23 protein-coding genes, 2 tRNA genes and 1 rRNA gene are annotated in these 23,069 nt (G+C 32.0%); 3 read left to right on the top strand and 23 right to left on the bottom strand.

The features are described from left to right. Positions 1-125 precede the first annotated feature (125 nt). The 19 genes from P7F85_RS04095 to P7F85_RS04005 all read right to left on the bottom strand — a co-directional run bounded on the left by P7F85_RS04095 (position 126) and on the right by P7F85_RS04005 (position 17,210). Positions 126-1,678, bottom strand: a 16S ribosomal RNA gene (locus P7F85_RS04095). Between the two features lie 118 nt (positions 1,679-1,796). Continuing rightward, positions 1,797-1,870 (bottom strand) — tRNA-Gly (locus tag P7F85_RS04090). A 23-nt stretch (positions 1,871-1,893) separates the two neighbouring features. Then, positions 1,894-1,979, bottom strand: a tRNA-Leu gene (locus tag P7F85_RS04085). A 274-nt stretch (positions 1,980-2,253) separates the two neighbouring features. Further along, positions 2,254-2,712: a SprT family protein gene (locus P7F85_RS04080; RefSeq protein WP_002466780.1), complete on the bottom strand. Its 459-nt coding sequence runs from the start codon at positions 2,710-2,712 to the stop codon at positions 2,254-2,256. Then, positions 2,705-4,855, bottom strand: a complete 2,151-nt coding sequence (locus P7F85_RS04075; protein ID WP_015364835.1) for a Tex family protein — start codon at positions 4,853-4,855, stop codon at positions 2,705-2,707. The genes P7F85_RS04080 and P7F85_RS04075 overlap by 8 nt, the downstream gene beginning before the upstream one ends. A gap of 206 nt (positions 4,856-5,061) precedes the next feature. Continuing rightward, a complete protein-coding gene (gene sigB / locus P7F85_RS04070; protein WP_002451621.1) occupies positions 5,062-5,832 on the bottom strand; it encodes an RNA polymerase sigma factor SigB in 771 nt (256 codons plus the stop codon). Further along, positions 5,807-6,286 (bottom strand): anti-sigma B factor RsbW, encoded by a 480-nt coding sequence (gene rsbW / locus P7F85_RS04065; protein WP_002466768.1) that lies wholly within the window; start codon positions 6,284-6,286, stop codon positions 5,807-5,809. The genes sigB and rsbW overlap by 26 nt, the downstream gene beginning before the upstream one ends. A gap of 1 nt (position 6,287) precedes the next feature. Next, the gene (locus P7F85_RS04060; RefSeq protein WP_002466754.1) at positions 6,288-6,614 is read right to left on the bottom strand and encodes an anti-sigma factor antagonist; all 327 of its coding nucleotides are present in this window, start codon (positions 6,612-6,614) and stop codon (positions 6,288-6,290) included. A 93-nt stretch (positions 6,615-6,707) separates the two neighbouring features. Next, positions 6,708-7,709, bottom strand: coding sequence for a SpoIIE family protein phosphatase (locus P7F85_RS04055; RefSeq protein ID WP_002466762.1), 1,002 nt, complete (start codon positions 7,707-7,709; stop codon positions 6,708-6,710). 322 nt (positions 7,710-8,031) lie between these two features. Then, entirely contained in the window at positions 8,032-8,394 is a 363-nt protein-coding gene (locus P7F85_RS04050; protein WP_002451625.1) for a type II toxin-antitoxin system PemK/MazF family toxin, read from the bottom strand. Then, the gene (gene mazE / locus P7F85_RS04045) at positions 8,391-8,561 is read right to left on the bottom strand and encodes a type II toxin-antitoxin system antitoxin MazE (protein WP_002451626.1); all 171 of its coding nucleotides are present in this window, start codon (positions 8,559-8,561) and stop codon (positions 8,391-8,393) included. Before mazE ends, P7F85_RS04050 begins: the two co-directional genes overlap by 4 nt. Before the next feature lie 91 nt (positions 8,562-8,652). Next, the gene (gene alr, locus P7F85_RS04040) at positions 8,653-9,801 is read right to left on the bottom strand and encodes an alanine racemase (protein ID WP_015364834.1); all 1,149 of its coding nucleotides are present in this window, start codon (positions 9,799-9,801) and stop codon (positions 8,653-8,655) included. A gap of 51 nt (positions 9,802-9,852) precedes the next feature. Beyond that, positions 9,853-10,227: a holo-ACP synthase gene (gene acpS / locus P7F85_RS04035; RefSeq protein ID WP_002466788.1), complete on the bottom strand. Its 375-nt coding sequence runs from the start codon at positions 10,225-10,227 to the stop codon at positions 9,853-9,855. A gap of 26 nt (positions 10,228-10,253) precedes the next feature. Continuing rightward, complete coding sequence (locus P7F85_RS04030; RefSeq protein ID WP_015364833.1) at positions 10,254-10,757, bottom strand: PH domain-containing protein; 504 nt, start codon at positions 10,755-10,757, stop codon at positions 10,254-10,256. Further along, on the bottom strand, positions 10,744-12,270 hold the full coding sequence (locus P7F85_RS04025) for a PH domain-containing protein (protein ID WP_002466774.1): 1,527 nt from the start codon (positions 12,268-12,270) through the stop codon (positions 10,744-10,746). Before P7F85_RS04025 ends, P7F85_RS04030 begins: the two co-directional genes overlap by 14 nt. Continuing rightward, entirely contained in the window at positions 12,263-12,736 is a 474-nt protein-coding gene (locus P7F85_RS04020; protein WP_002466763.1) for a PH domain-containing protein, read from the bottom strand. The genes P7F85_RS04025 and P7F85_RS04020 overlap by 8 nt, the downstream gene beginning before the upstream one ends. 199 nt (positions 12,737-12,935) lie before the next feature. Further along, entirely contained in the window at positions 12,936-14,465 is a 1,530-nt protein-coding gene (gene cshA / locus P7F85_RS04015; protein WP_015364831.1) for a degradosome RNA helicase CshA, read from the bottom strand. Positions 14,466-14,762: 297 nt separating this feature from the next. Then, entirely contained in the window at positions 14,763-16,124 is a 1,362-nt protein-coding gene (locus P7F85_RS04010; protein ID WP_002466757.1) for a UDP-N-acetylmuramoyl-tripeptide--D-alanyl-D-alanine ligase, read from the bottom strand. 15 nt (positions 16,125-16,139) lie between these two features. Then, positions 16,140-17,210, bottom strand: coding sequence for a D-alanine--D-alanine ligase (locus tag P7F85_RS04005; RefSeq protein WP_002466764.1), 1,071 nt, complete (start codon positions 17,208-17,210; stop codon positions 16,140-16,142). A gap of 357 nt (positions 17,211-17,567) precedes the next feature. Between P7F85_RS04005 and P7F85_RS04000 the strand changes: the two genes are divergently transcribed. Then, positions 17,568-18,758, top strand: coding sequence for an FtsW/RodA/SpoVE family cell cycle protein (locus P7F85_RS04000; RefSeq protein WP_002466775.1), 1,191 nt, complete (start codon positions 17,568-17,570; stop codon positions 18,756-18,758). Positions 18,759-18,897: 139 nt separating this feature from the next. Here the strand turns inward: P7F85_RS04000 and P7F85_RS03995 are convergent, their stop codons facing one another. From P7F85_RS03995 to csoR, 3 genes are all read right to left on the bottom strand, one after another. Beyond that, on the bottom strand, positions 18,898-19,035 hold the full coding sequence (locus tag P7F85_RS03995) for an Lmo0850 family protein (protein ID WP_002466770.1): 138 nt from the start codon (positions 19,033-19,035) through the stop codon (positions 18,898-18,900). A gap of 138 nt (positions 19,036-19,173) precedes the next feature. After that, complete coding sequence (gene csoZ, locus P7F85_RS03990; protein ID WP_002466743.1) at positions 19,174-19,380, bottom strand: putative copper chaperone CsoZ; 207 nt, start codon at positions 19,378-19,380, stop codon at positions 19,174-19,176. Between the two features lie 10 nt (positions 19,381-19,390). Then, the gene (csoR, locus tag P7F85_RS03985) at positions 19,391-19,684 is read right to left on the bottom strand and encodes a copper-sensing transcriptional repressor CsoR (RefSeq protein ID WP_002466760.1); all 294 of its coding nucleotides are present in this window, start codon (positions 19,682-19,684) and stop codon (positions 19,391-19,393) included. Between the two features lie 188 nt (positions 19,685-19,872). On the opposite strand from csoR, the gene cls reads away from it, so the two are divergent. Both cls and P7F85_RS03975 read left to right on the top strand, forming a co-directional pair. After that, positions 19,873-21,357: a cardiolipin synthase gene (gene cls, locus P7F85_RS03980; RefSeq protein WP_002466786.1), complete on the top strand. Its 1,485-nt coding sequence runs from the start codon at positions 19,873-19,875 to the stop codon at positions 21,355-21,357. Positions 21,358-21,484: 127 nt separating this feature from the next. Next, the gene (locus tag P7F85_RS03975; protein WP_002466781.1) at positions 21,485-22,129 is read left to right on the top strand and encodes an HD domain-containing protein; all 645 of its coding nucleotides are present in this window, start codon (positions 21,485-21,487) and stop codon (positions 22,127-22,129) included. A gap of 37 nt (positions 22,130-22,166) precedes the next feature. Here the strand turns inward: P7F85_RS03975 and yidC are convergent, their stop codons facing one another. After that, the gene (gene yidC, locus P7F85_RS03970; RefSeq protein ID WP_002466746.1) at positions 22,167-23,036 is read right to left on the bottom strand and encodes a membrane protein insertase YidC; all 870 of its coding nucleotides are present in this window, start codon (positions 23,034-23,036) and stop codon (positions 22,167-22,169) included. Positions 23,037-23,069: the final 33 nt, after the last annotated feature.

The following is a 23,069-nucleotide window of genomic DNA, read 5'->3' as shown; positions in this document are numbered from 1 at the left end:
TTGTCTACGAATCGCTTTCTTTGAAAAAGAAGATATGTTGAATGTTATATAAACATTCAAAACTGAATACAATATGTCAATGTTATTCCTCATCTTCTACGAAGATGTTCCGAATATATCCTTAGAAAGGAGGTGATCCAGCCGCACCTTCCGATACGGCTACCTTGTTACGACTTCACCCCAATCATTTGTCCCACCTTCGACGGCTAGCTCCATAAATGGTTACTCCACCGGCTTCGGGTGTTACAAACTCTCGTGGTGTGACGGGCGGTGTGTACAAGACCCGGGAACGTATTCACCGTAGCATGCTGATCTACGATTACTAGCGATTCCAGCTTCATGTAGTCGAGTTGCAGACTACAATCCGAACTGAGAACAACTTTATGGGATTTGCTTGACCTCGCGGTTTAGCTGCCCTTTGTATTGTCCATTGTAGCACGTGTGTAGCCCAAATCATAAGGGGCATGATGATTTGACGTCATCCCCACCTTCCTCCGGTTTGTCACCGGCAGTCAACTTAGAGTGCCCAACTTAATGATGGCAACTAAGCTTAAGGGTTGCGCTCGTTGCGGGACTTAACCCAACATCTCACGACACGAGCTGACGACAACCATGCACCACCTGTCACTTTGTCCCCCGAAGGGGAAGACTCTATCTCTAGAGCGGTCAAAGGATGTCAAGATTTGGTAAGGTTCTTCGCGTTGCTTCGAATTAAACCACATGCTCCACCGCTTGTGCGGGTCCCCGTCAATTCCTTTGAGTTTCAACCTTGCGGTCGTACTCCCCAGGCGGAGTGCTTAATGCGTTAGCTGCAGCACTAAGGGGCGGAAACCCCCTAACACTTAGCACTCATCGTTTACGGCGTGGACTACCAGGGTATCTAATCCTGTTTGATCCCCACGCTTTCGCACATCAGCGTCAGTTACAGACCAGAAAGTCGCCTTCGCCACTGGTGTTCCTCCATATCTCTGCGCATTTCACCGCTACACATGGAATTCCACTTTCCTCTTCTGCACTCAAGTTTTCCAGTTTCCAATGACCCTCCACGGTTGAGCCGTGGGCTTTCACATCAGACTTAAAAAACCGCCTACGCGCGCTTTACGCCCAATAATTCCGGATAACGCTTGCCACCTACGTATTACCGCGGCTGCTGGCACGTAGTTAGCCGTGGCTTTCTGATCAGGTACCGTCAAGATGTGCACAGTTACTTACACATTTGTTCTTCCCTGATAACAGAGTTTTACGATCCGAAGACCTTCATCACTCACGCGGCGTTGCTCCGTCAGGCTTTCGCCCATTGCGGAAGATTCCCTACTGCTGCCTCCCGTAGGAGTCTGGACCGTGTCTCAGTTCCAGTGTGGCCGATCACCCTCTCAGGTCGGCTACGTATCGTTGCCTTGGTAAGCCGTTACCTTACCAACTAGCTAATACGGCGCGGATCCATCTATAAGTGACAGCAAAGCCGCCTTTCACTATTGAACCATGCGGTTCAATATGTTATCCGGTATTAGCTCCGGTTTCCCGAAGTTATCCCAGTCTTATAGGTAGGTTATCCACGTGTTACTCACCCGTCCGCCGCTAACGTCAAAGGAGCAAGCTCCTTATCTGTTCGCTCGACTTGCATGTATTAGGCACGCCGCCAGCGTTCATCCTGAGCCAGGATCAAACTCTCCATAAAAAATTATGATGTTTGATTAGCTCATAAAACTAAATTAATTATTGTAACTTTCGTTACATTATTGGAATTAACGTTGACATATTGTCATTCAGTTTTCAATGTTCATTTAATTAAATTTTGGAGCGGGTGATGGGAATCGAACCCACAACATCAGCTTGGAAGGCTGAGGTTTTGCCATTAAACTACACCCGCATATATAATTTTAAAAGTTATTTTGGTGCGGCCGAGAGGACTTGAACCTCCACGGGATTTCTCCCACTAGGCCCTCAACCTAGCGCGTCTGCCATTCCGCCACGACCGCTGGCAAAACGCATTCAAAAGTTTATCGATTTCTCAATAGCATAATAAATTGTAAATCATTTATTAAACAATGTCAATAACTTTTTAACATGAAATTAACAAAATTAATCATCTTGTAATGTTTGCTCATTTATTAACGCAACGTTATTTATAATAAATCATCGTAAAAGTAATGTCAATACTTATATGTGATATTAATAGAGGACACTAAATAATTTTTCTTATTAGTGCCCTCATTCTAGTTCATATCCAATTTATTTTTACTGTACGATGGCTTACTTAATCTTTTTTCTATCTAACTTTAATTTACCACCACATTTACCACATCTCATGATACTTACATTCACTCTTTTTATTCTTAAATACTTCGTCTTACATTCGGTACAGATATATTCATAATTAGCACGTTCTTCATAAGAATGCGTTGGTGTGCAAAATCTTGGTGCACCAACTTTCGTACTTAAGCTTTTAAAATCTCGATCTTTATGTTTATAACCTTTACCTAAAATATGCAAATGATAATGGCAAAGTTCATGTTTTACAATATCAATAATAGCTTTTTTACCATAATGCTCATATTGCTTGGGATTAATTTCTATATCATGTGATTTAAGTAGATATCTTCCACCTGTTGTTCTTAAGCGCCTATTAAAATACGCATTATGTTTAAAGGGTATTTTAAAATACTTTAAGGAAAGATCACATACTAAACTTTGTAATTCCTGATTATTCATGTGGATTTATCATTGTCAATGATACTTTATCTTTTTGCTTATCTATGTTAAGTATCCAAACATCGACAATATCTCCTACACTTACAATGTCCATTGGGTTCTTAACGAATTTTTTAGATAGTTTTGATACATGTACAAGTCCATCTTGTTTGACACCGATATCAACAAACGCGCCAAAATCTACTACATTTCTTACAGTACCACTAAGTTTCATTCCTTCAGATAAATCCTCAATTGATAAAACATCGGATTTTAAAATTGGTGTTTCAAATTCATCACGAGGATCCCTATTTGGTGCTTTTAAAGATTTAATAATATCTTCTAATGTTGGTTTTCCTATATTTAATTGGTTAGCAATTTCATGTGTATCAATGGAATCTAATGTCTTTTTTAATGTTTCACTACCTAAATCTTCAACTTTAAGATTTAACTGGTTAAGTAATTGATATGTTACATCATAACTTTCTGGGTGAATAGATGTATTATCTAACGGTTCTGTACCATCTACAATTCTCATGAAACCAATACTTTGTTCGAATGTTTTGGCACCTAAACGTTTTACTTTAGCTATATCTTTATGATGTTTAATAGCACCATTTTCTTCTCTATATTCTATTAGATTTTGGGCAATTTGTGATGAAAGTCCTGACACATATTGTAGTAGTGAACGAGAAGCTGTATTAACATCCACGCCGACTTGGTTTACCGCTGTTTCAACAACAAATGTTAGTGCCTTTTCTAATTCTTTTTGGTTAACATCATGTTGATATTGTCCAACACCTATTGATTTTGGATCTATTTTAACTAATTCACTTAAAGGATCTTGTACCCTTCTACCAATTGAAACAGCACTTCTTTCTTCGACTTGGAAATCAGGAAATTCTGCACGTGCAATTTCTGATGCTGAATATACTGAAGCACCTGCTTCGTTTACTATGATGAATTGGACTTTAAGATTAAATTTATTAATAACATTAGCGATGAATTGTTCTGTTTCTCTACTAGCTGTCCCATTACCAATTGCAATTAATTGAACATCATAATCATTAATCATTTTTACTACTATTTTCTCAGCTGTATCTGTTTTATTTACTGGTGGATGTGGATATATCACATTCTTAGCCACGAATGTTCCATATGGATTAATAACTGCTAGTTTACAACCCGTTCTAAAAGCTGGATCTACGCCTAGTATTTGTTTTCCTTTCATTGGCGGTTGTAAAAGTAAATTTCTCAAATTCTCACTAAAAACATCTATAGCATGATTTTCAGCTTTTTCTGTTAAGTCACCTCTGATTTCACGTTCAATAGATGGCATTATTAATCTCTTAAGACTATCTTTAATTGCGTCTCTTATAATAGCTGTCGCTTCAGTTTCTCTTTTTATTTCTTGTTTTTCTATGTCTTTTTCTACTATTTCTGTATCAAATTCTATTTTTACAGATAATATTTTTTCTTTTTCTCCTCTATTAACCGCTAAAACTCTGTGATTAGCTATCTTTTTAATCGGTTCAGCATAATCATAATACATAGAGAATATTTCTTTTTCATCTTCAGCTTTTTTCTTTTTAGTAGTTACAATTTGTCCTTGTTGATATACATTTTTTAATATTCTTGAACGATATTTAGGATTATCAGAAATTTGCTCTGCAATGATGTCTTGGGCACCCTGAATGGCTTCTTCAACGCTTTTTACTTCTTCGTTAAGGTAGGTTTGTGCTTTTGTTTGAACCTTTTCGTCAAGTTCAGATTGTAATAGCCATTTAGCTAAAGGTTCTAAACCTTTTCTTTTTGCCTCTGTTGCACGTGTTTTTTTCTTTTGTTTATATGGTCTATATAAATCTTCAACACGTTGTAATTTAGTTTGCTTAAGAATATCATTTTTTAATTCATGAGTTAGCATTCCTTGTTGCTCAATACTATGAATAACTTCTTCTTTTCTTTTTTGTAAGTTAACCATATATTGATATTCATCTGAAATTTGTTTAATTTCTACTTCATCTAAACCGCCAGTTTGTTCTTTACGATATCTAGCTATGAATGGAACGGTATTTTTATCTTCTAATAGTTTCAATACTGAAGTAATTTGCTTTTCTGTAAAATTATATTTTTCGATAATTGATTTTATTAAATGATTGTCCATAGTTCTACCACACTTTTTCTTTAATTTATCTTTTTATTTTAACATAGTTGCTTTCTGTAATAATAAAATCCTGATACTTATATATGGTACTATAAGGTTAAAAAAATAAGATTACTATTTCTTTAGCAGTACATCACATAATTGTGAAACATCTAACTAAAGAAATAATAATCTAATAATTAATATTTTTATCTATTTTTTAATAACTATTGTTTAGCTGCTTCTTGCAACTTTTTAATAGCAGTTCGCTGTAATCTAGACACATGCATTTGACTTAGTCCTATACGCTCACCAGTTTCTTTCTGACTTAATCCTTCAATGAATGTACACTGAATGATTTCTTTTTCTCGGTCAGATAAGATTGGTAAAATTCTTTCTAGTATCATGCGCTTTTCTGTAAGATCATAGTTATCATCTTGTTGACCCATAATATCTAGTAACGTAACCGTAGACCCATCTTTATCCGCTTCTATTGAATGGTCTACACTTAATGCATTGTAACTTTGGCCCATTTCCATTGCTTCAAGTACTTCTTCATCTGTAACTTCCAAACGAGCAGCAATTTCACTTATTGAAGGTGAACGTTCTAATTCATTTGTAAGTTCATCACTTACCTTCTTTATGCGCGGCCCTATTTCTTTTATGCGTCTAGGTACATGAACACTCCATGTTTTATCTCTTAAATACCTTTTTATTTCACCAATTACAGTTGGTACTAGGAATGCTTCAAATTTTCGATCAAATGACAAATCAAATCTATTTATAGCACCTATTAAACCAACCATTCCCACTTGAACTAAATCTTCATGATGTGATTGACCTTTAGAATATTTATAAGCTAAAGATTCGATTAGTTTACGATAATGCCTTACTAACTTATCTTGAGCTCCACTATTTTGGTCTTCTTGGTGTTCTTTAATCCATTGGTTAATCTGTTCAGGTGATACATCATTAACTGATTTCGACTCTTTCGTCATTATTTCGCACCTGCTCTTTTTTTATATACTTAATCATACTTATTGTAACACCAGACTCTTTATAAACAGTTACTTCATCCATCAGTGACTCGATTAAGAATAACCCTAATCCACCTTCACGTAAGAAATCTATATTTTCGTTATCATTATAAGGTCCTAAATTAGATTTAGTTGTCTCATAATCAAAGCTTTCACCCTGATCTGAAATCACAATTTTAATTTTATCTTCAAAGACTTCAAAGCACAAATTAATCATACCTGTTTCAGGATTATGTTTGTATGCATGTTTAACTGCATTCGTGACTGCTTCACTTACTGCAATTTTTGAATCTTCTATATCATCGTAAGATGCACCTGCTCTAGTAAACACACCAGACAGTGTTAATCTAATTAGACTTACATATTCGGCAGAAGCTGGTAACCGCATTTCAATATAGTCTTGTTTTGATTGCATGTTACTCTACCTCCGTTCCTTCATTAACATGCATTAAATCTTTTAATCCGGTAATATCAAATAGTCTTCCAATACGGTCAGAAACGCCTAAGATATATAAATCTTTACCGTTTTGATTTAATGCTTTAAGTGTACCTACAAAAAGACCCAAACCTGTTGAGTCCATATAACTAACATTCGCTAAATTTACATGAATATCATGTGTACCTTCCTGTCTCATAGGTACTAACACTTCTTCTAATTCAGGTACTGTATAAACATCTAATTCTCCGCCAACTTTAACTTCATAATATGTATCATGTGTGACAGTTTCTATATTAAGATTCATTTGGTTACACTCCTAATTGTATTTCAAATCTACAGTTTTCTATTCAAGAATAATTATACCCAAAGTTCACATTACTTAATCATAAAATAAAATTTAATTTACTCTTTTAATAATTAAAATAGTCATATCATCTTTTTTATTAGGATTTTGTACTTTTAATATTGCTTCGTAAATAATTTGAACAATATCTTGAGGGTGCATATGTTTATATTTCTTGATTAAATTTAATAAGGTATCTTTCTTAATGAATTCGCCTTTTTTATTTCTTGCTTCTGTTACGCCATCAGTAAAGATAATCACCAAATCATCAATATAGATTGGAATTTCCTGTTGACTATATCTTGTTTGTTGGTTAACACCTAAAACACGGCCTCTTACTTCTATCTCTTGAAACTCTTCTGTCTCTGCTCTATATACATAACCTGGTTCATGACCAGCTGAACTACAATATAATAAATGGTTCATCTCTTCATATAAACCATAAAACATCGTAACAAACATATTCTGGTTGACGTTTTTTTCTACAACCCTATTGAGCCTCTTTAATCCTTCACTTGGCAATTGAGAATGTCCATATGAGTCCATTCCAAACTTTATCATGCTCATTGCTAAAGCAGCCGGTATTCCTTTTCCAATGACATCTGCAACTGCAAAACTCATAGTGCCATCATTATGGTCAATTAAGTTAAAATAGTCTCCACTCACCTTTTGTGCTGCAACTGATATCACACCAATTTGAATACTATCAAATTGAGGAATATCTGTTTTCAACATAGTTTGTTGAAGTCGAGAAGCTAAATCTATTTCTTTATCGTGGTATTGTAGTTTATTCACTAATTTTTGATAATCTCTATAACTATAACCAAAGCCTTTAACAACTTCTTGTAGTACATCTAAAGTATCAAGCGCTTCATGATCAGTAACGTCTAATGAAGATATATAATTTTTATGTATTTCAACAATATCTTCTGGCAAAATATCCTTTTTTATAACTTCATTAGTAAATTCTTCACACTTTTTTATTAATTGAGTTTTATTATTCGTGCTTAAACTTTCATCAATTAATTTTTTATAATCTTTTTTAAATTCTTCCACGATTTTGCCTCCTCAATACAACTTCAACGCTCAATTTCTAACGTTCATTCAAAATATCTTTTTTTATTAGTTAAAAACCTAAAACTTCTATACATCTAAAAAAGACTTTAGGGATGGAATACCTAAAGCCGTAAAACTTAAGACATCCTTTTATAATAAATAATACTTCGAAATAACTATCATTGCTCATAATATGTTAAAAATTCAAGGCTCAACGTGATAAATAAATCTCTTTTTATACATTTAAGCAGTTGTAATTATTATAAAGTTATTGTCTTTTATTTCATTATTTTATTTGTATTGGAATAATACATACAATTAATTATGTCTTAGAATGATTGAAATTATGTAAACCTAGACTAATGTCTAGGGCGTAATCTACTTCTTTCATTTTGTTATCAGACAAATATGTGAGTTTTTCTTTTAAACGATTTTTATCTAAAGTACGAATTTGTTCTAATAAAATAACTGAGTCCTTATCAAGTTTGTACTTTTTCTTTTCAATTTCAACATGTGTAGGTATCTTAGCTTTATTAATCCTTCCAGTGATTGCGGCAACAATAACAGTAGGACTATATTTATTACCTGTGTCATTTTGGATAATGACGACGGGTCTTACTCCCCCTTGTTCTGACCCTTGAACAGGTGATAAATCTGCTAGATAAACATCTCCTCTTCTAATCATTCATTCTTAGCGTTAGAAGTTAAATATGTTTCATTGCAATCGCACGCTTCACATTCAATAGGAAAAGCTTCGGTTGCTAGGGAGAGATTTAAATCAGCCATTTGTGCATAACCTTCTTTTAAAGATTGCTCTAAACTATAACTTCTATTTTGATTAAAAGATAACATACAAAGAACCTCCATCTGATTCCAAAAGTTGCATTATTAAGATTTCTTAATTTAACTTAATAATAACAAATTTTGAAAACAGTGACTATACTTATTTTAATAATTCATTAGTTATCTCTGTATTATCTTCTATGTGATAAATGCGAGGTAATCGTCTTGATAAATTGCATAAAACTTCATAATTTATTGTATCTTGCTGCTTAGCTAATGCTTCAACTGATTGGTCTGTGTCCACATGGTTATCTAATAGGATTACTTTATCTCCGACTTTTACTGTATCAGGAATTTTGACCATCGTTTGATCCATACATACTCTTCCTATTACTTCGCATTGATGACCATTCACGTTTACACATGATCCTTGCATTGAACGTAAATAACCGTCTGCATAACCAATTGGTAATACTGCTATTCTCGTTGGTTCCGTTGCAGTATAAGTACTTCCATAACTTACAGAGTCTCCAACATTTAATGTTTTAGTTTGTACAATTTCACTTACTAACTGTGCGCTTGGTTTCAAATGTACTTTTACATTTTCTTTAACATATTCTGAAGGGTAATATCCGTAAAGAGATATACCTAAACGAATTGCATTGCAGAACTGACCATCCATTAATAGAGCCCCTGCTGAATTTTGAGTGTGTATATAAGTTGGTTTTTCTACTTGTTCTACTAGTTCTTTAAATTTTTGATATTGTGTAGCCATCGAATCTCCAGGTTCGTCAGCACATGCAAAATGAGTATATACGCCTTCAAATACAAGTTGATCATATTTGCTAATAATATCTACAACCTCTTTGTATTCTTCAACATCCTTCATACCTAGTCTACCCATACCTGTATCAAGTTTTAAATGTAACCAAAGTGCTTTTTCATTTTCATCTGATATATTCTTAATTGATTCTTTTAACCATGATTTTGAAGGGACTGTCAATGCGACACGATGTTGTATAGCTTTATTAATATCTTTAGGTGGAATTACACCTAAAATTAAAATTTTAGCTTTAATGCCATGCATACGTAACTCTATTGCTTCATCTAATGTTGCCACTGCAAAAAATGAAGCACCATTTTCCATTAGGTGTTGCGCAATTCTAACACTACCTAAACCATAACCATTAGCTTTAATAACTGATATAACAGTCTTATTAGCATGCAATTTATCAAATGTTTGATAATTAGATAAAATTGCATTCAAATCTATATTTAAATACGTCGATCTATAAAATTTTTCTGACATAATGTCATTGCCTCCTTTAAAACCTAACAAAGCGAATACAAATAAGTTAGCTTACACATCATCATTATTATCTTGTTTTTCTAAAAGAACTTGACTCATCGCATAATTTTCAGTATGGGTAATACTCACATGAACTCGAAAACCACTATAGTCTATACATGGTTTCCCAAGATGATCGTTATAGCAGTTGATATCATGAAATGCAATAGTTTTCCCTAAACCAGTTCCTAGGGCTTTACTAAATGCTTCTTTAGTAGCAAATCTCCCTGCAAGATACTCAATCTTTCTTTTTTGTTGTGAAAAACCATTAAATTTAATTTGCTCTTCTTTAGATAGAATACGTTCAACAAACTTTTGCTTTTGCTTATTATAAACTTTTTCAATTCTCTCAATTTCTATTAAATCTAATCCAATTCCATATATCATAGGACGCCTCGTTATCTTTTATCATTCTATTCTTTTAATTTTACATCATTTTGATTCAGATTTTCACTATTTCGTCTTTCTTTAATTAAATGTTTGATTTCTTCGGCTTTATCTTTGTTTATAAGTAATAATTCAGAGTTGCCACCTGCTGTTGATAAAGTGACTGTAGCTAATCGAAATTTTCTCATAATAAAGCCTTCACTTATATCAATATTTTGAATTCTAAAAAACGGTATAATATTAGTATTGATAAAGACAATCCCTGTTCTCACATGTATTTCATTATTCTTTATTAAATATCTAAAATTCTTATATCTAAATGTTGGTATGATGAATAACAATGTAATACTGCATATAATTAAAAGTGTTAGACCTCCAATAGCGATTGACTTATTATCAGTTAAATGTAAAAACTTCCAATTTAAAATGAGTATGCATATCAAAACAAGTAAAAGTATGATCAACCCTATTGAATTTGCTAAAATCATAGATTTCTTAGCATTACTATCCATGTAATTATAATTCGACACGTTGATCACCTCCGACATACCATGTTTTAAGGTTTTCTATTGACTTTTCATCTAAGAATTTTAATCCAATAGTTTGATTTGTAGCACCTTTAGAAATTAAAAAATTGAAATGACCTAAATGATTTCTTATTAAAAACGGATGCGCTTTGATTTCCATCCCTATAATTTTATCGTATTTTACATAGTATCTTTTAATAGTAAACAAATTAACTTTCTGTATAGTCAGTTCGTCATTTTCAACCTGAAATCCAGATAAACGAATATAAAGGAATGCCTTAATAATTAATGCTAAAATAATAACTCCTATTATTAAAAGTGCCCAAGTTGACCAATAATAAAACCCTATGCTACCAATTAAAATCAATATCAGCGAAGGTATTAAAAAGTGTCTATGGAATCCTCTCCAAGACATACCTTTGCGTGCAGGTTTGAAATCCATTTCTGGAATTAATGCTTTAATTATTCCATATGCCTCTTTACGTTTAATGAAAGGAATAATCATTATGTTTCCACCTATAGTAGAATCATCTTCCATCTTCTCTTCAAAATCACTCGTAATCAATACATGTATAGCTGTATAACCGAATAATTTTCTTATATATGATTGATGCTCGACGACTGCTTGAATACGATCTGACGGTACTGTTAAGTTCTTTTTAGTAAACAAACCATATTGAATTTTTAACTGATGATTCTCTTGAGATAATGTATATCCAAAATATCTAATGAAATTGATAAGTGCACCTATGATATAACTCGCAACTAAAATCACTCCAATGATAATACTTACAATTAATGCGATAGCATTAGCTAAATGAGTTATTTCTTCAGTAATACTCTTCCACGGAATAATATTGGACATGCTGCCTATAATAGGTGAAATGGTTGCTATTGCTATTCCTATAGCACCACTTGTTAATGACATTAAAATTAAATCTTTAATTGACAATTTAAATACTCGACGCTTTTTTGATGACTTATCAAAAGATTCATTATTATGTAATTCATTATATTCATCAGTATTATTAAAACTATTGTTATCTATTTCAGTTTGGGAATCTGCTAATGTCACCTGGATATCTTTGATTGTTTGTTCTAATTCAATACTTTGTGATTTGGATATAGTTGATAACTCTATCCCGTCACTTGGTGTTTTAATTTGTAATTGAACACCACCTACGATTTGATTAATCATACTTTGTGATGTATCTACAGATTGAATACGACTAATATCTAACTCTTTACGTTCTTTGTTAAATATGCCCGTCGTTAATATAAAGTGGTTATTTTCGATCCAATATCTTGTTTGATAAACTTTCAATATTTGTCCAATAAATGATATTAAGAAAAATAATGACAACACTGCAGGTACAATATATTCACGAATATTTGTGAAATCAAAGTCTTTAAAGTTAAAAACTAAAAAGACAATAATAACAATAATATTTTGTTTAAAAGCTTCAATTAAGCCTGAAATATAAGAAATAGGATGTAATTTTTGCGGGCTAAACATCATATTCAGCTCCCCTCAATTGACTAAAAATTTGTTCTTCTATATATTCCGCTTCCGTTTCCGATACAAATGGTAGTTCAATAAAATGGCCAGCAGAAACAAATGAAATTTCATTAAGTTTAAACATTTTAGCTAGCGGATTGGTACTAATTTGTAAAAATTGAAGCCTTTCTACTTTAGTGATTTCTTGATGTTTGAAGAAAAAAGTAGACTTTACCTCTAAAATATTGTTATGAATTCGATAGTGTAAAAAGTAATAATTGATTAAAGGAACATAAAAGAACCTAATTAAACTTATCCCCCATAAAAGGATATATATGTATATGATAAAGTGCCACCAATTAAATTGATTCCATAAATAAAATAGAATAGTAAAAATAATAATTTCAAAAATCAAGTTAAGTCCCGAGGTTATAAAATAGTAAATCAAAGCATTTTTTGGACTTTTATGAAATGTATTATCCATTAATAAGCTCCTTTTCATTTTAGTCACATTATATCATAGACAATTTCCCTTCTAAATGCTCCTCATTACTTATTAACGCACTTTGAATCAATATTACTTTTGCGCGTTTTATAGACAAAATAAAAAAGCATACATTTAGACTGATCTAAATGCATGCTCTATCTTTAATACAAATATATATTGAGTATTGATAAATTAATTATTTTTGATGGTCAGCAAATGTGCGACCTTTCATAGTTTTGTTTGAACCTTGAGATGATTTATCTTTACGGTCAAATTTCTTGTTACCATTTTTCTTAGAAGCAAAACCTTTAGATGATCGTCTGTTTTTGTTATCAAACTTACCGCCACCGCGTTTATTATTGCCTCTTCTAGAGTTGTTGTTACCTTTTGAATTGCGACCTTTACGTGAAAGTGGTTTTTCAAAAGTTAATTGAACTTCAACTTCATCATTAGCTTCAACTAACTCTTGTAATAATGATGCAACTAACTCAACATCGTTATATTCTTCAAGTAATTCAGTTGAAATTCTTTGTAAACGAGGTTCATTGTCTTTAGACATCCAGTTTTGTACTTTTTCTTTAATATCGTCTTCACGTGCTTTCAACACTTCTTTACGATGTGGTGGTCTTAAAGCAGTCATTCTTCTATTATTAGCATCTTCGATTTGACGAATATAATCCATTTCGATTGGATTTACAAAAGTAACAGCGATACCTTCTTTACCAGCACGACCAGTACGTCCAATTCTGTGCGTATAACTTTCAGTATCTTGAGGAATATCAAAGTTATAAACATGACTTACGCCTGAGATATCTAAACCACGCGCTGCTACGTCTGTTGCTACAAGAATGTCAATTTGATCGTTTTTGAATTTTTTCAATACTTCTAAACGTTTAGCTTGCGTGATGTCACCATGTAACCCTTCAGCTTTATATCCTTTAGAAAGTAACGCGCTTGTTAATTCGTCTACACGACGTTTTGTTCGACCAAACACAATTGCTAGTTCTGGTTGATGTACGTCTAAGAAATTAGTGAAAGTGTCGAATTTTTCTAATTCTTTCACAATTGTATAGTATTCGTCGATTTGTGGATCGGACATTTCATTATTCATTGTTTTAATAATTTTTGGTGTTTTCATGAATTGTTGTACTAATGTTTGAATAGCTTTTGGCATTGTAGCTGAGAAAAGCATTGTTTGACGTTGTTCAGCTGGAATTTTATCCATGATAAATCTCATATCATCGATGAATCCCATGTTCATCATTTCATCCGCTTCGTCTAAGATAAGTGTATGAATGTCATTAGTTTTTAATGTGCGTCTATTTAAATGGTCAATTACACGTCCTGGTGTACCTACAACAATTTGTGGTCCTTTTTTCAAGGCTTTAATTTGGCGCTCTATAGGCATACCACCAAATACCGTAACAACTTGTACGTTTTGACCTTTACTAAATACTTTTAATTGCTCTGCAACTTGCATAGCTAATTCTCTAGTAGGCGCTAGAATTAACGATTGAACACCTTGTTCTCCAACAACCTTTTCAATTAAAGGTATACCAAACGCACCCGTTTTACCAGTACCTGTTTGAGCTTGTCCAAGGATGTCATGTCCTTCTAACGCATAAGGGATACTATCTTTTTGGATAGGAGTTGGCTCTTTAAACCCCATAGATTCAAGTGTTTGAACCGTTTTATCCGAAATCCCTAGTTCTTTAAAATTTTGCAAAATAATTCTCCTTTTACATGTTTATTTCTCAATATACTTTTTTGCATATATGTTCATTTATGTTTTATCAACTTCTTAATAGTACCACCTAACATTTATTATAGCAATAAAGCAGTTGGTATATCGTGATGAATCATGTCCTATAATTATGAAATTTTTCCTTTTAAACTGGTGTTTTATATAAATTGGAAGCGTTTCATAAATATATTTAATTTTTTAAATAAAAATAGTAAGACTACTATGTTATTCCCAAATATATGAGAAATTAATATGAGTCTTACTACAATGGCATAAGCATTATTTGATTAATGCATCGACTACTTCTTCTAATTTCATACCTCTTGAACCTTTGATTAATACTTTATCCTCTGGTTGAACGATCTGTGTAATATGAGATATAAGCTTATCTTTATCATTAAAATGATGTGCTTCATCAACATATTGCTTACCTGTATTGTAAATAAATGTTGCTTCACTACCAAATGTTATTAATTGATCGATTTGTTTATTCTGCAAATAAGATCCGACTTCTTCATGCATACTTTGACTATTGTCACCTAATTCAAGAACATCACCAAGTACAATAATCTTACGTCCATTCATGTTGCTTAGGGTATCTATGGCAGCTTTCATGCTTGTCGGACTTGCATTATAGGCATCATTAATTACAGTAACTTGTTGCTCAGTTTCATGACGTTCCATTCTCATTCCTGTTAATTTAACACGTTTAATATTGTGTTGAATTGTTTCATATGATAGTCCTAATTCTTGTCCTATTGCAATGGCTATAGCAGCATTTTTCATATTATGAATACCTAATATAGGTAATTCATATTGTTGCTGATGATTAATTGTAAATGCAATACCTTCTGTATCAATCTCTTCATTTACACTACAAACTAATGAATTACCTTGTTCTAAACCAATGCTAATACAATTAGCTTGTTGAATTTGTTCGACATGTGGTTTTAATAATGGCTCATCACCATCATAGATAAATGTACCATTTGGTTTTAAGCCAATTGTAATTTCTGACTTGGCTTGAGCAATGCCTTCACGAGAACCTAAATCTTGCATATGCGATTCACCAATATTAGTAATTACAGCAATGTCTGGTTCAGCAATCGTAGATAATAATTCAATTTCATGGAAACCTGACATTCCCATTTCTAAAATAGAAATATCAGTATCTTTATCTAAATCTAGTATAGTTAAAGGCATACCAATTTCATTATTATAGTTACCTTGTGTCTTTTTCACTTTAAACTCTGTGTTGAGTACACTTTCAATCATATCTTTGGTTGTTGTTTTACCATTAGAACCTGTAACAGCAATGACCTTAGGATTAACATATTTTAAATACGCTTTAGCTAAATCTTGCAATGCTTGTAACGTATCATCTACCCAAATGATAGGTCCTTCAATATTCTCGGACAGTGATACATCCTTTTGATAAAATGATGCACCTGCACCATCTTTGAGTGCTTGTTCAACGAAACGATGACCATCGACGTTTTCACCTTTAAAAGGTATAAATAACATATCTTTTTTTATCGCTCTGGAATCAATAGTGACACCTTGTATTGATCGATTAAGATATTGTTCGTCTATTTCACAATCAATCCATGCTTTAATTTGTTTTAATGTTACGTTAATCATTTCAAGCAACTCCGTTTAATCTATTTTATATTTGTTTTTCTTTTTATCTTCATGTCTTTCTTTAGCTAAATCAATTAATTTTGCAATTAAATCAGCATATGAAAGTCCCATGTTTTCCCAAAGACTTGGATACATACTAAATGATGTAAAACCTGGCATTGCATTCGTTTCGTTAATATAAATTTGATTATCTTCAGTAACAAAGAAGTCTGCACGTACTAAACCTGAACAGTCCGTCGCTTTAAATGCTTCTAATGCCATGTTTCTCAAAGTCATTTGTACGTCTTGGTCTAAATCTGCTGGGATTTGTAATTGTATTTTTCCATCTTTATATTTTGATTTATAATCATAGAATGCTACATCTTTAACGACTTCACCTGGCCATGTTGTTTCAGGATAATCATTGCCTAAAACTGCAACTTCTATTTCACGTGCGTTAACACCTTGTTCTATAACTAATTTACGGTCAAATTGGAACGCTTCTTTAATACCTGATTTTAATTCATCTTCATTATTACATTTACTAATACCTACACTTGAACCTAAGTTTGCAGGTTTAACAAAAACTGGGTAACTTAATTTATCATTAACTAATTTAAGAATGTTATTCTCATATTTTTCAAATTCACTTCTTAAAAAACTAATGTATGGTAACTGTGGTAACCCTCTATGTTCAAACAATTGTTTCATAACTAGTTTATCCATTGAACTAGATGCAGCTAAAACGCCATTCCCTACATAAGGAATGTCAAGTACTTCGAATAAACCTTGGATCGTACCATCTTCTCCATTTGGACCATGTAATAATGGGAATACAGCATCATATGATTGTCCTGAACTTCCCTTGCTTAATAATTGGGAAATTTCACCTGTTGGAATGTTATCAATTCTTAAATCCTCTGTTGATTCTATTTCATTAGTGATGTTATCTTGCTTCTTCCATTCACCATCATTTGTTATATAAATAATATCAACTTGATATTTATCTTTATCAATTGCATTTAATACGTTTTGAGCAGTTAAAATTGATACATCATGCTCTGCACTTTTTCCTCCGTAAACGATACAAATATTTTCTTTTGTCATTTCGTTTTCCTCCAATAAACGCTATGGCATAACGTCTTATCATTTTAAAATTTACTTTTAATCATATGTATTTTTAATATACAAAGTCTTCTCTGAAACTTAATATTATCATATTTGATAGGACTTTTGCATTTTATAATCTATTAATATAAAGGGCAAAGTTCTTTTACCAAACCTACTATTCAATCTAATACTCCCTTAGAAATAAAATGGTTATTGCAATTGAACTTGATATTCTAGCAAATTTCTATAAAGTCATGTAAAATCGTTATATAATTATGGATGAAAGATGAATGATTATCACTATTGATAATTCATTACCAAATATCTCATCACGTGTAGTAAAAGGAGTAAATTATGAAATATTCATCCCGTCAACAGCCTAACAAACATTGGCTACTTAAAGTAGACTGGATTTTAGTAGCAATCATTACATTGTTAGCTATATTAAGTGTTACATTAATTAGTTCTGCCATGGGTGGTGGACAATATAGCGCTAACTTTGGAATTAGACAAATATTGTACTATATACTAGGCGCAATAATGGCCATAATAATTATGTTTATTTCACCTAAAAAAATAAGAAATTATACATATTTGCTTTATGGAATTTTTTGCATATTATTATTAGGACTTTTAATATTGCCAGAAACACCTATCACACCAGTTATTAATGGTGCCAAAAGTTGGTATAGCTTTGGACCAATTAGTATCCAACCTTCCGAATTCATGAAAATTATACTTATATTAGCTTTGTCTAAAGTAGTAGCGCGACATAATCAATTTACATTTAACAAGTCATTTCAATCTGATTTGACATTATTTTTCAAAATCATAGGCGTTTCTATTATTCCAATGGCGTTAATTTTATTACAAAATGATTTAGGAACAACATTAGTTATTTGTGCAATCATTGCTGGAATTATGCTAGTGAGTGGAATTACATGGAGATTACTTGCTCCAATTTTTATTGCAGCAATCGTAATTGGTTCGTCAATTATACTTACTATTCTTTTCAAGCCATCTTTAATAGAAAACTTATTAGGTATAAAGATGTATCAAATGGGCCGAATCAATTCATGGTTGGATCCTTATTCATATAGTAGTGGAGATGGTTATCACTTAACTGAATCACTAAAGGCCATCGGTTCAGGTCAACTATTTGGTAAAGGTTATAATCATGGTGAGGTTTATATACCTGAAAACCATACCGATTTCATTTTCTCTGTTATTGGCGAAGAAATGGGGTTCATAGGATCAGTTATTCTCATTTTGTTATTTTTAATTCTAGTCTTTCATTTAATTAGATTAGCAAGTCGGATTAATGACCAATATAACAAAGTTTTTATTATAGGATATGTATCACTTATTGTTTTCCATGTTCTGCAAAATATCGGAATGACTGTTCAATTGTTACCAATTACTGGTATTCCTTTACCATTTATTAGTTATGGTGGTAGCTCATTATGGAGTTTGATGACTGGAATTGGTGTCATTTTATCTATTTATTATCATGAACCTAAAAAGTACGAAACTTTAAAAGACTAATTTGATATCATATAAAAATAGAGTCAACCCCTTCGTGGGCTGACTCTATTGCTTTACTAAAAAAGTCGCCGATTAAAATCGACGACTCATATTCAGAATTTAAGTGTACTTACTAACCAAAATCCTAAATCAAGTTCACTTATTTACATTCGTGACTGATTTGATTTGTTGTAGGTAACGTATTAATAATGTCTAAACGAGATTTAGTTTTTTTAATATTTACACCTAATGATGATAATAAATTGACCACATTTTGAATTTTCTCTGAATTCTTCACTAACAACACCTCGTTTGGTTGACTTCATAATAATCATACCCCAATTCAGCCTACTTTACTACATGATTTTTAAAATTTAATATAATCTTTACTTTTTATAACTTAAAAATATGTTCATTAAACTGAATTTGCATATGATCAATAGAGCACTTTATATCCAGCATCATAAATTTCTTTTTCAATACTATTTAAATTCGCAGGTGTCTCAAATTCAATTGTTATGTTTCCAGAATTGATATCAATATCAACTTGATATACACCTATCATTTCAGTTAAAAGATTTTTTATAGCTTCAGATTGTTCTTGTGTTTCTATTCCAGCAGTATATACAATTTTTTGTTGCACTTGATATCCCTCAATCTTTCATTAATTTTTGAAACGTAACGAGTAGTTCCTCCATTGCTTCTTCTTGATGACCTTGATTTACTTTATCTGCTATACAACTTTTCATATGTTGTTCTAATAATTTAGTAGCTACACTATTTAATGCAGAACGTGTAGCTCTAATTTGAGTTAACACATCATCGCAATAAACATCCTCTTCTATCATTCGATTAATAGCTCTAACTTGACCTTCAATTCGGTTTAATCTCGATTTTAAATTGACTTTAATTTGTTCAGAGTGATGTGCATGATCTTGTTCTGTCACTTGAGTCACCTCTTTATTGATTTCCTTATTATCCTACTTCTCTAACACCATTTAGTCAATGATAGAAAGACTTATTAATACAATCAGTATAATGATAAAAATATGACTTCATGGTACAATTATGTAGTTAAAAACTTTTGTTAAATCAATTAAATTTTAATACAAATAATATAATAAGGAGGTATTTTATGGTCGAAATATTCACAATGACTTTCGCTCATTCCAATCTAATTATCAATATTATTTTGATTGGTGCTTTTATTTTGAACTTAGCTTTCGCCTTTACTATTATTTTTATGGAAAGACGCAGTGCTAATTCAATATGGGCATGGTTATTAGTCCTTGTATTTTTACCTTTATTAGGTTTTATATTATATCTACTTTTTGGCCGTCAGATTCAAAGAGATCATATTTTCACATTGGATAAAGACGATAAAGTAGGCCTTGAAATGATTGTTGATGAACAACTTGAAGCCTTAAAAGATAAAAACTTTTCAAAAGGGAATCATCAAATTGTTAAATTTAAAGAAATGGTCCAAATGTTGTTATATAATAATGCAGCGTTTTTAACAACAGATAATGATTTAATGATATATACTGACGGTCATCAAAAATTTGATGATTTATTAGAAGATATAAAAAATGCTAAAGATTATATACATATTCAATATTATATCTTTCACAGTGATGAACTTGGCAAGACCATTTTGAAGGCTTTAGAAGATAAAGCTGAAGCTGGTATTGAAGTTAAAATGTTATATGATGACATGGGTTCAAGGGACTTAAGGAAAAAAGATTTGAAAGCATTTCGTAAAAAAGGTGGTCACGCTGAAGCCTTTTTCCCATCAAAACTACCCCTTATTAATTTACGAATGAATAATCGAAACCACCGTAAAATTGTTGTGATAGACGGTAAAATAGGATACGTGGGTGGATTTAATGTTGGTGACGAATATTTAGGTAAATCTAAAAAGTTTGGATATTGGCGTGATACGCACTTACGTGTTGAAGGAGATGCAGTGAACGCCCTTCAATTAAGATTTATCCTAGATTGGAATTCTCAATCTACTCGTGACAATATAACTTACGAAGAACGCTATTTCCCAGATGTCGACTCAGGTGGCACTATTGGAATACAAATAGCTTCTAGTGGTCCGGATGAAGAATGGGAGCAAATTAAATATGGCTATTTAAAGATGATTTCTTCTGCTAAAAAGTCGATTTATATCCAATCACCATATTTCATTCCTGATCAAGCATTTTTAGATTCTATCAAAATTGCTGCACTTGGTGGTGTAGAAGTCAATATTATGACTCCAAATATGCCTGATCATCCATTTGTTTATTGGGCAACATTAAAAAATGTCGCTTCTCTTTTAGAAGCAGGTGTCAATGTATATCAATACAATAATGGATTTTTACATTCCAAAACATTAATTATTGACGATGAAGTCGCAAGTGTTGGTACTGCCAATATGGACCATAGAAGTTTTACACTAAATTTTGAGGTTAATGCCTTTATATATGATGAAGGTATTGCTCGTTCTTTAAAACAAGCCTTCATAGAAGATATGAAAGTATCAGATCAATTAACTAAGGAAAAATATGCATCACGTAGTTTATGGATCAAATTTAAAGAAGGTATATCACAACTCTTATCTCCTATTTTATAATACTATGTATTCAACAAATAAGATTTAATCGATTGTAAAATAAAAATATATGTAATTAAAATAATATCAAACCTGAGACCAATACCTATTGTTGTCTCAGGTTTTCGTTTTGAAGGGATGAATAGAAATGAAAAATGAAGAACGCATTCAAATTGCTCTAAATTATATGAAAGAATTCCATAAAAATGACTACAGTGGTCATGATGTTGCACATGTTCAACGTGTACATGCATTAGCAAAGTATATTGCTAAGAAAGAAGGTTTTGAACATTCTTTTATTATTGAATTATCAAGTATTCTACATGATACCATTGATCCTAAATTAGTAAATGAACAACAAGCTAAAGACACCTTAATAGAATTTCTAAATAATATTGAATTATCTATAGATGATCAAAATCATGTTATACATATTATTGAGAATATGAGTTATAAGAATGGTTCTAACAACCATATTGAATTATCAACCGAAGGTCAAATTGTGAGAGATGCCGATCGTTTAGATGCCATTGGAGCTATTGGTATTGCTAGAACATTTCAATTTGCAGGTTATTTCAATGAACCAATGTGGACAGAAGCAAAGGTTCCTGATGATTTTAGCGATCATACTCTAACACAATTACCACCTTCCGCTATCAAACACTTTTATGAAAAATTATTTAAACTTAAAGATTTAATGCATACTAAAACTGCTAAGCATATTGCAACGCAACGACATGAATTTATGAAGACTTTTGTTTCCCAATTCTTAGATGAATGGCACTATATATAAGAAAAACCAGCAAATCAGTGATTTGCTGGTTCTTAAATTATTTTTTATTTTTCTTTGAAACGACTTGAGTATTTTTACCTTTTTTATTTGATGACTTGCCGTCTTGATCAAATTTTTCAAGTAATGGTTCAACTTCTTTTTTAGCAAGTTTAGAATAATACATATTAGCAAAGTGTGTTTGTACAACTAAGAATGCTGCACTGACTGACCAATATAAACCTAAAGCTGAAGCTGAACTTAATGAAATCCAAATAATCATGATTGGTGATACAATCATCATCATGTAACCCATTTGACGTTGTTCTTGTGGCATAGTTTTACTTGAAACATATGCTTGAATAAAGTAAAGCACACCTGCAATAATTGTAATCCAAATATCTGGTTTAGTTAAATTAAACCATAAAAAATGAGGGTGTACAGATAAGCCACTGACTAACTTGTCCTTAAGAACAAAGTATAATCCCATGATAATAGGCATTTGAATTAGCATTGGTAAACAACCTAGCATGCTCTTCATTGGATTCATATCATATTTTTTATAGACTTCCATTAATTCTTGGTTAGCCGCCATTTTCTCTTCTTGAGTGCGTGCACGTTTAACCTTTTCCTGAATACCATCTACTTCAGGTTTAGCAACTTTCATTTTTTCACGCATCATATGACTATTTTTATAGTTAGATAACATGAATGGAAGTAACACAAGACGAATAACAAATACTAAAATGATAATAGCTAAACCATAATCATTGTGTAAAACATCGTTACCCAACCACTGTAATAAGTGTTTCATTGGATCAACGAACGTATTATAGAAAAATCCACTACGAGCTCCAGGTTTTGAATAATCACAGCCTGCTAAAAAGACCATTAAACCTAAAAACAAAGGTAGCAACGCTTTTTTCTTCATTTTTCCACCTCTATTGTAATATTCACATAGGAT

It is taken from the genome of Staphylococcus sp. aM (genome assembly GCF_052975125.1).
This window is presented reverse-complemented; position numbering and strand designations above follow the sequence as displayed.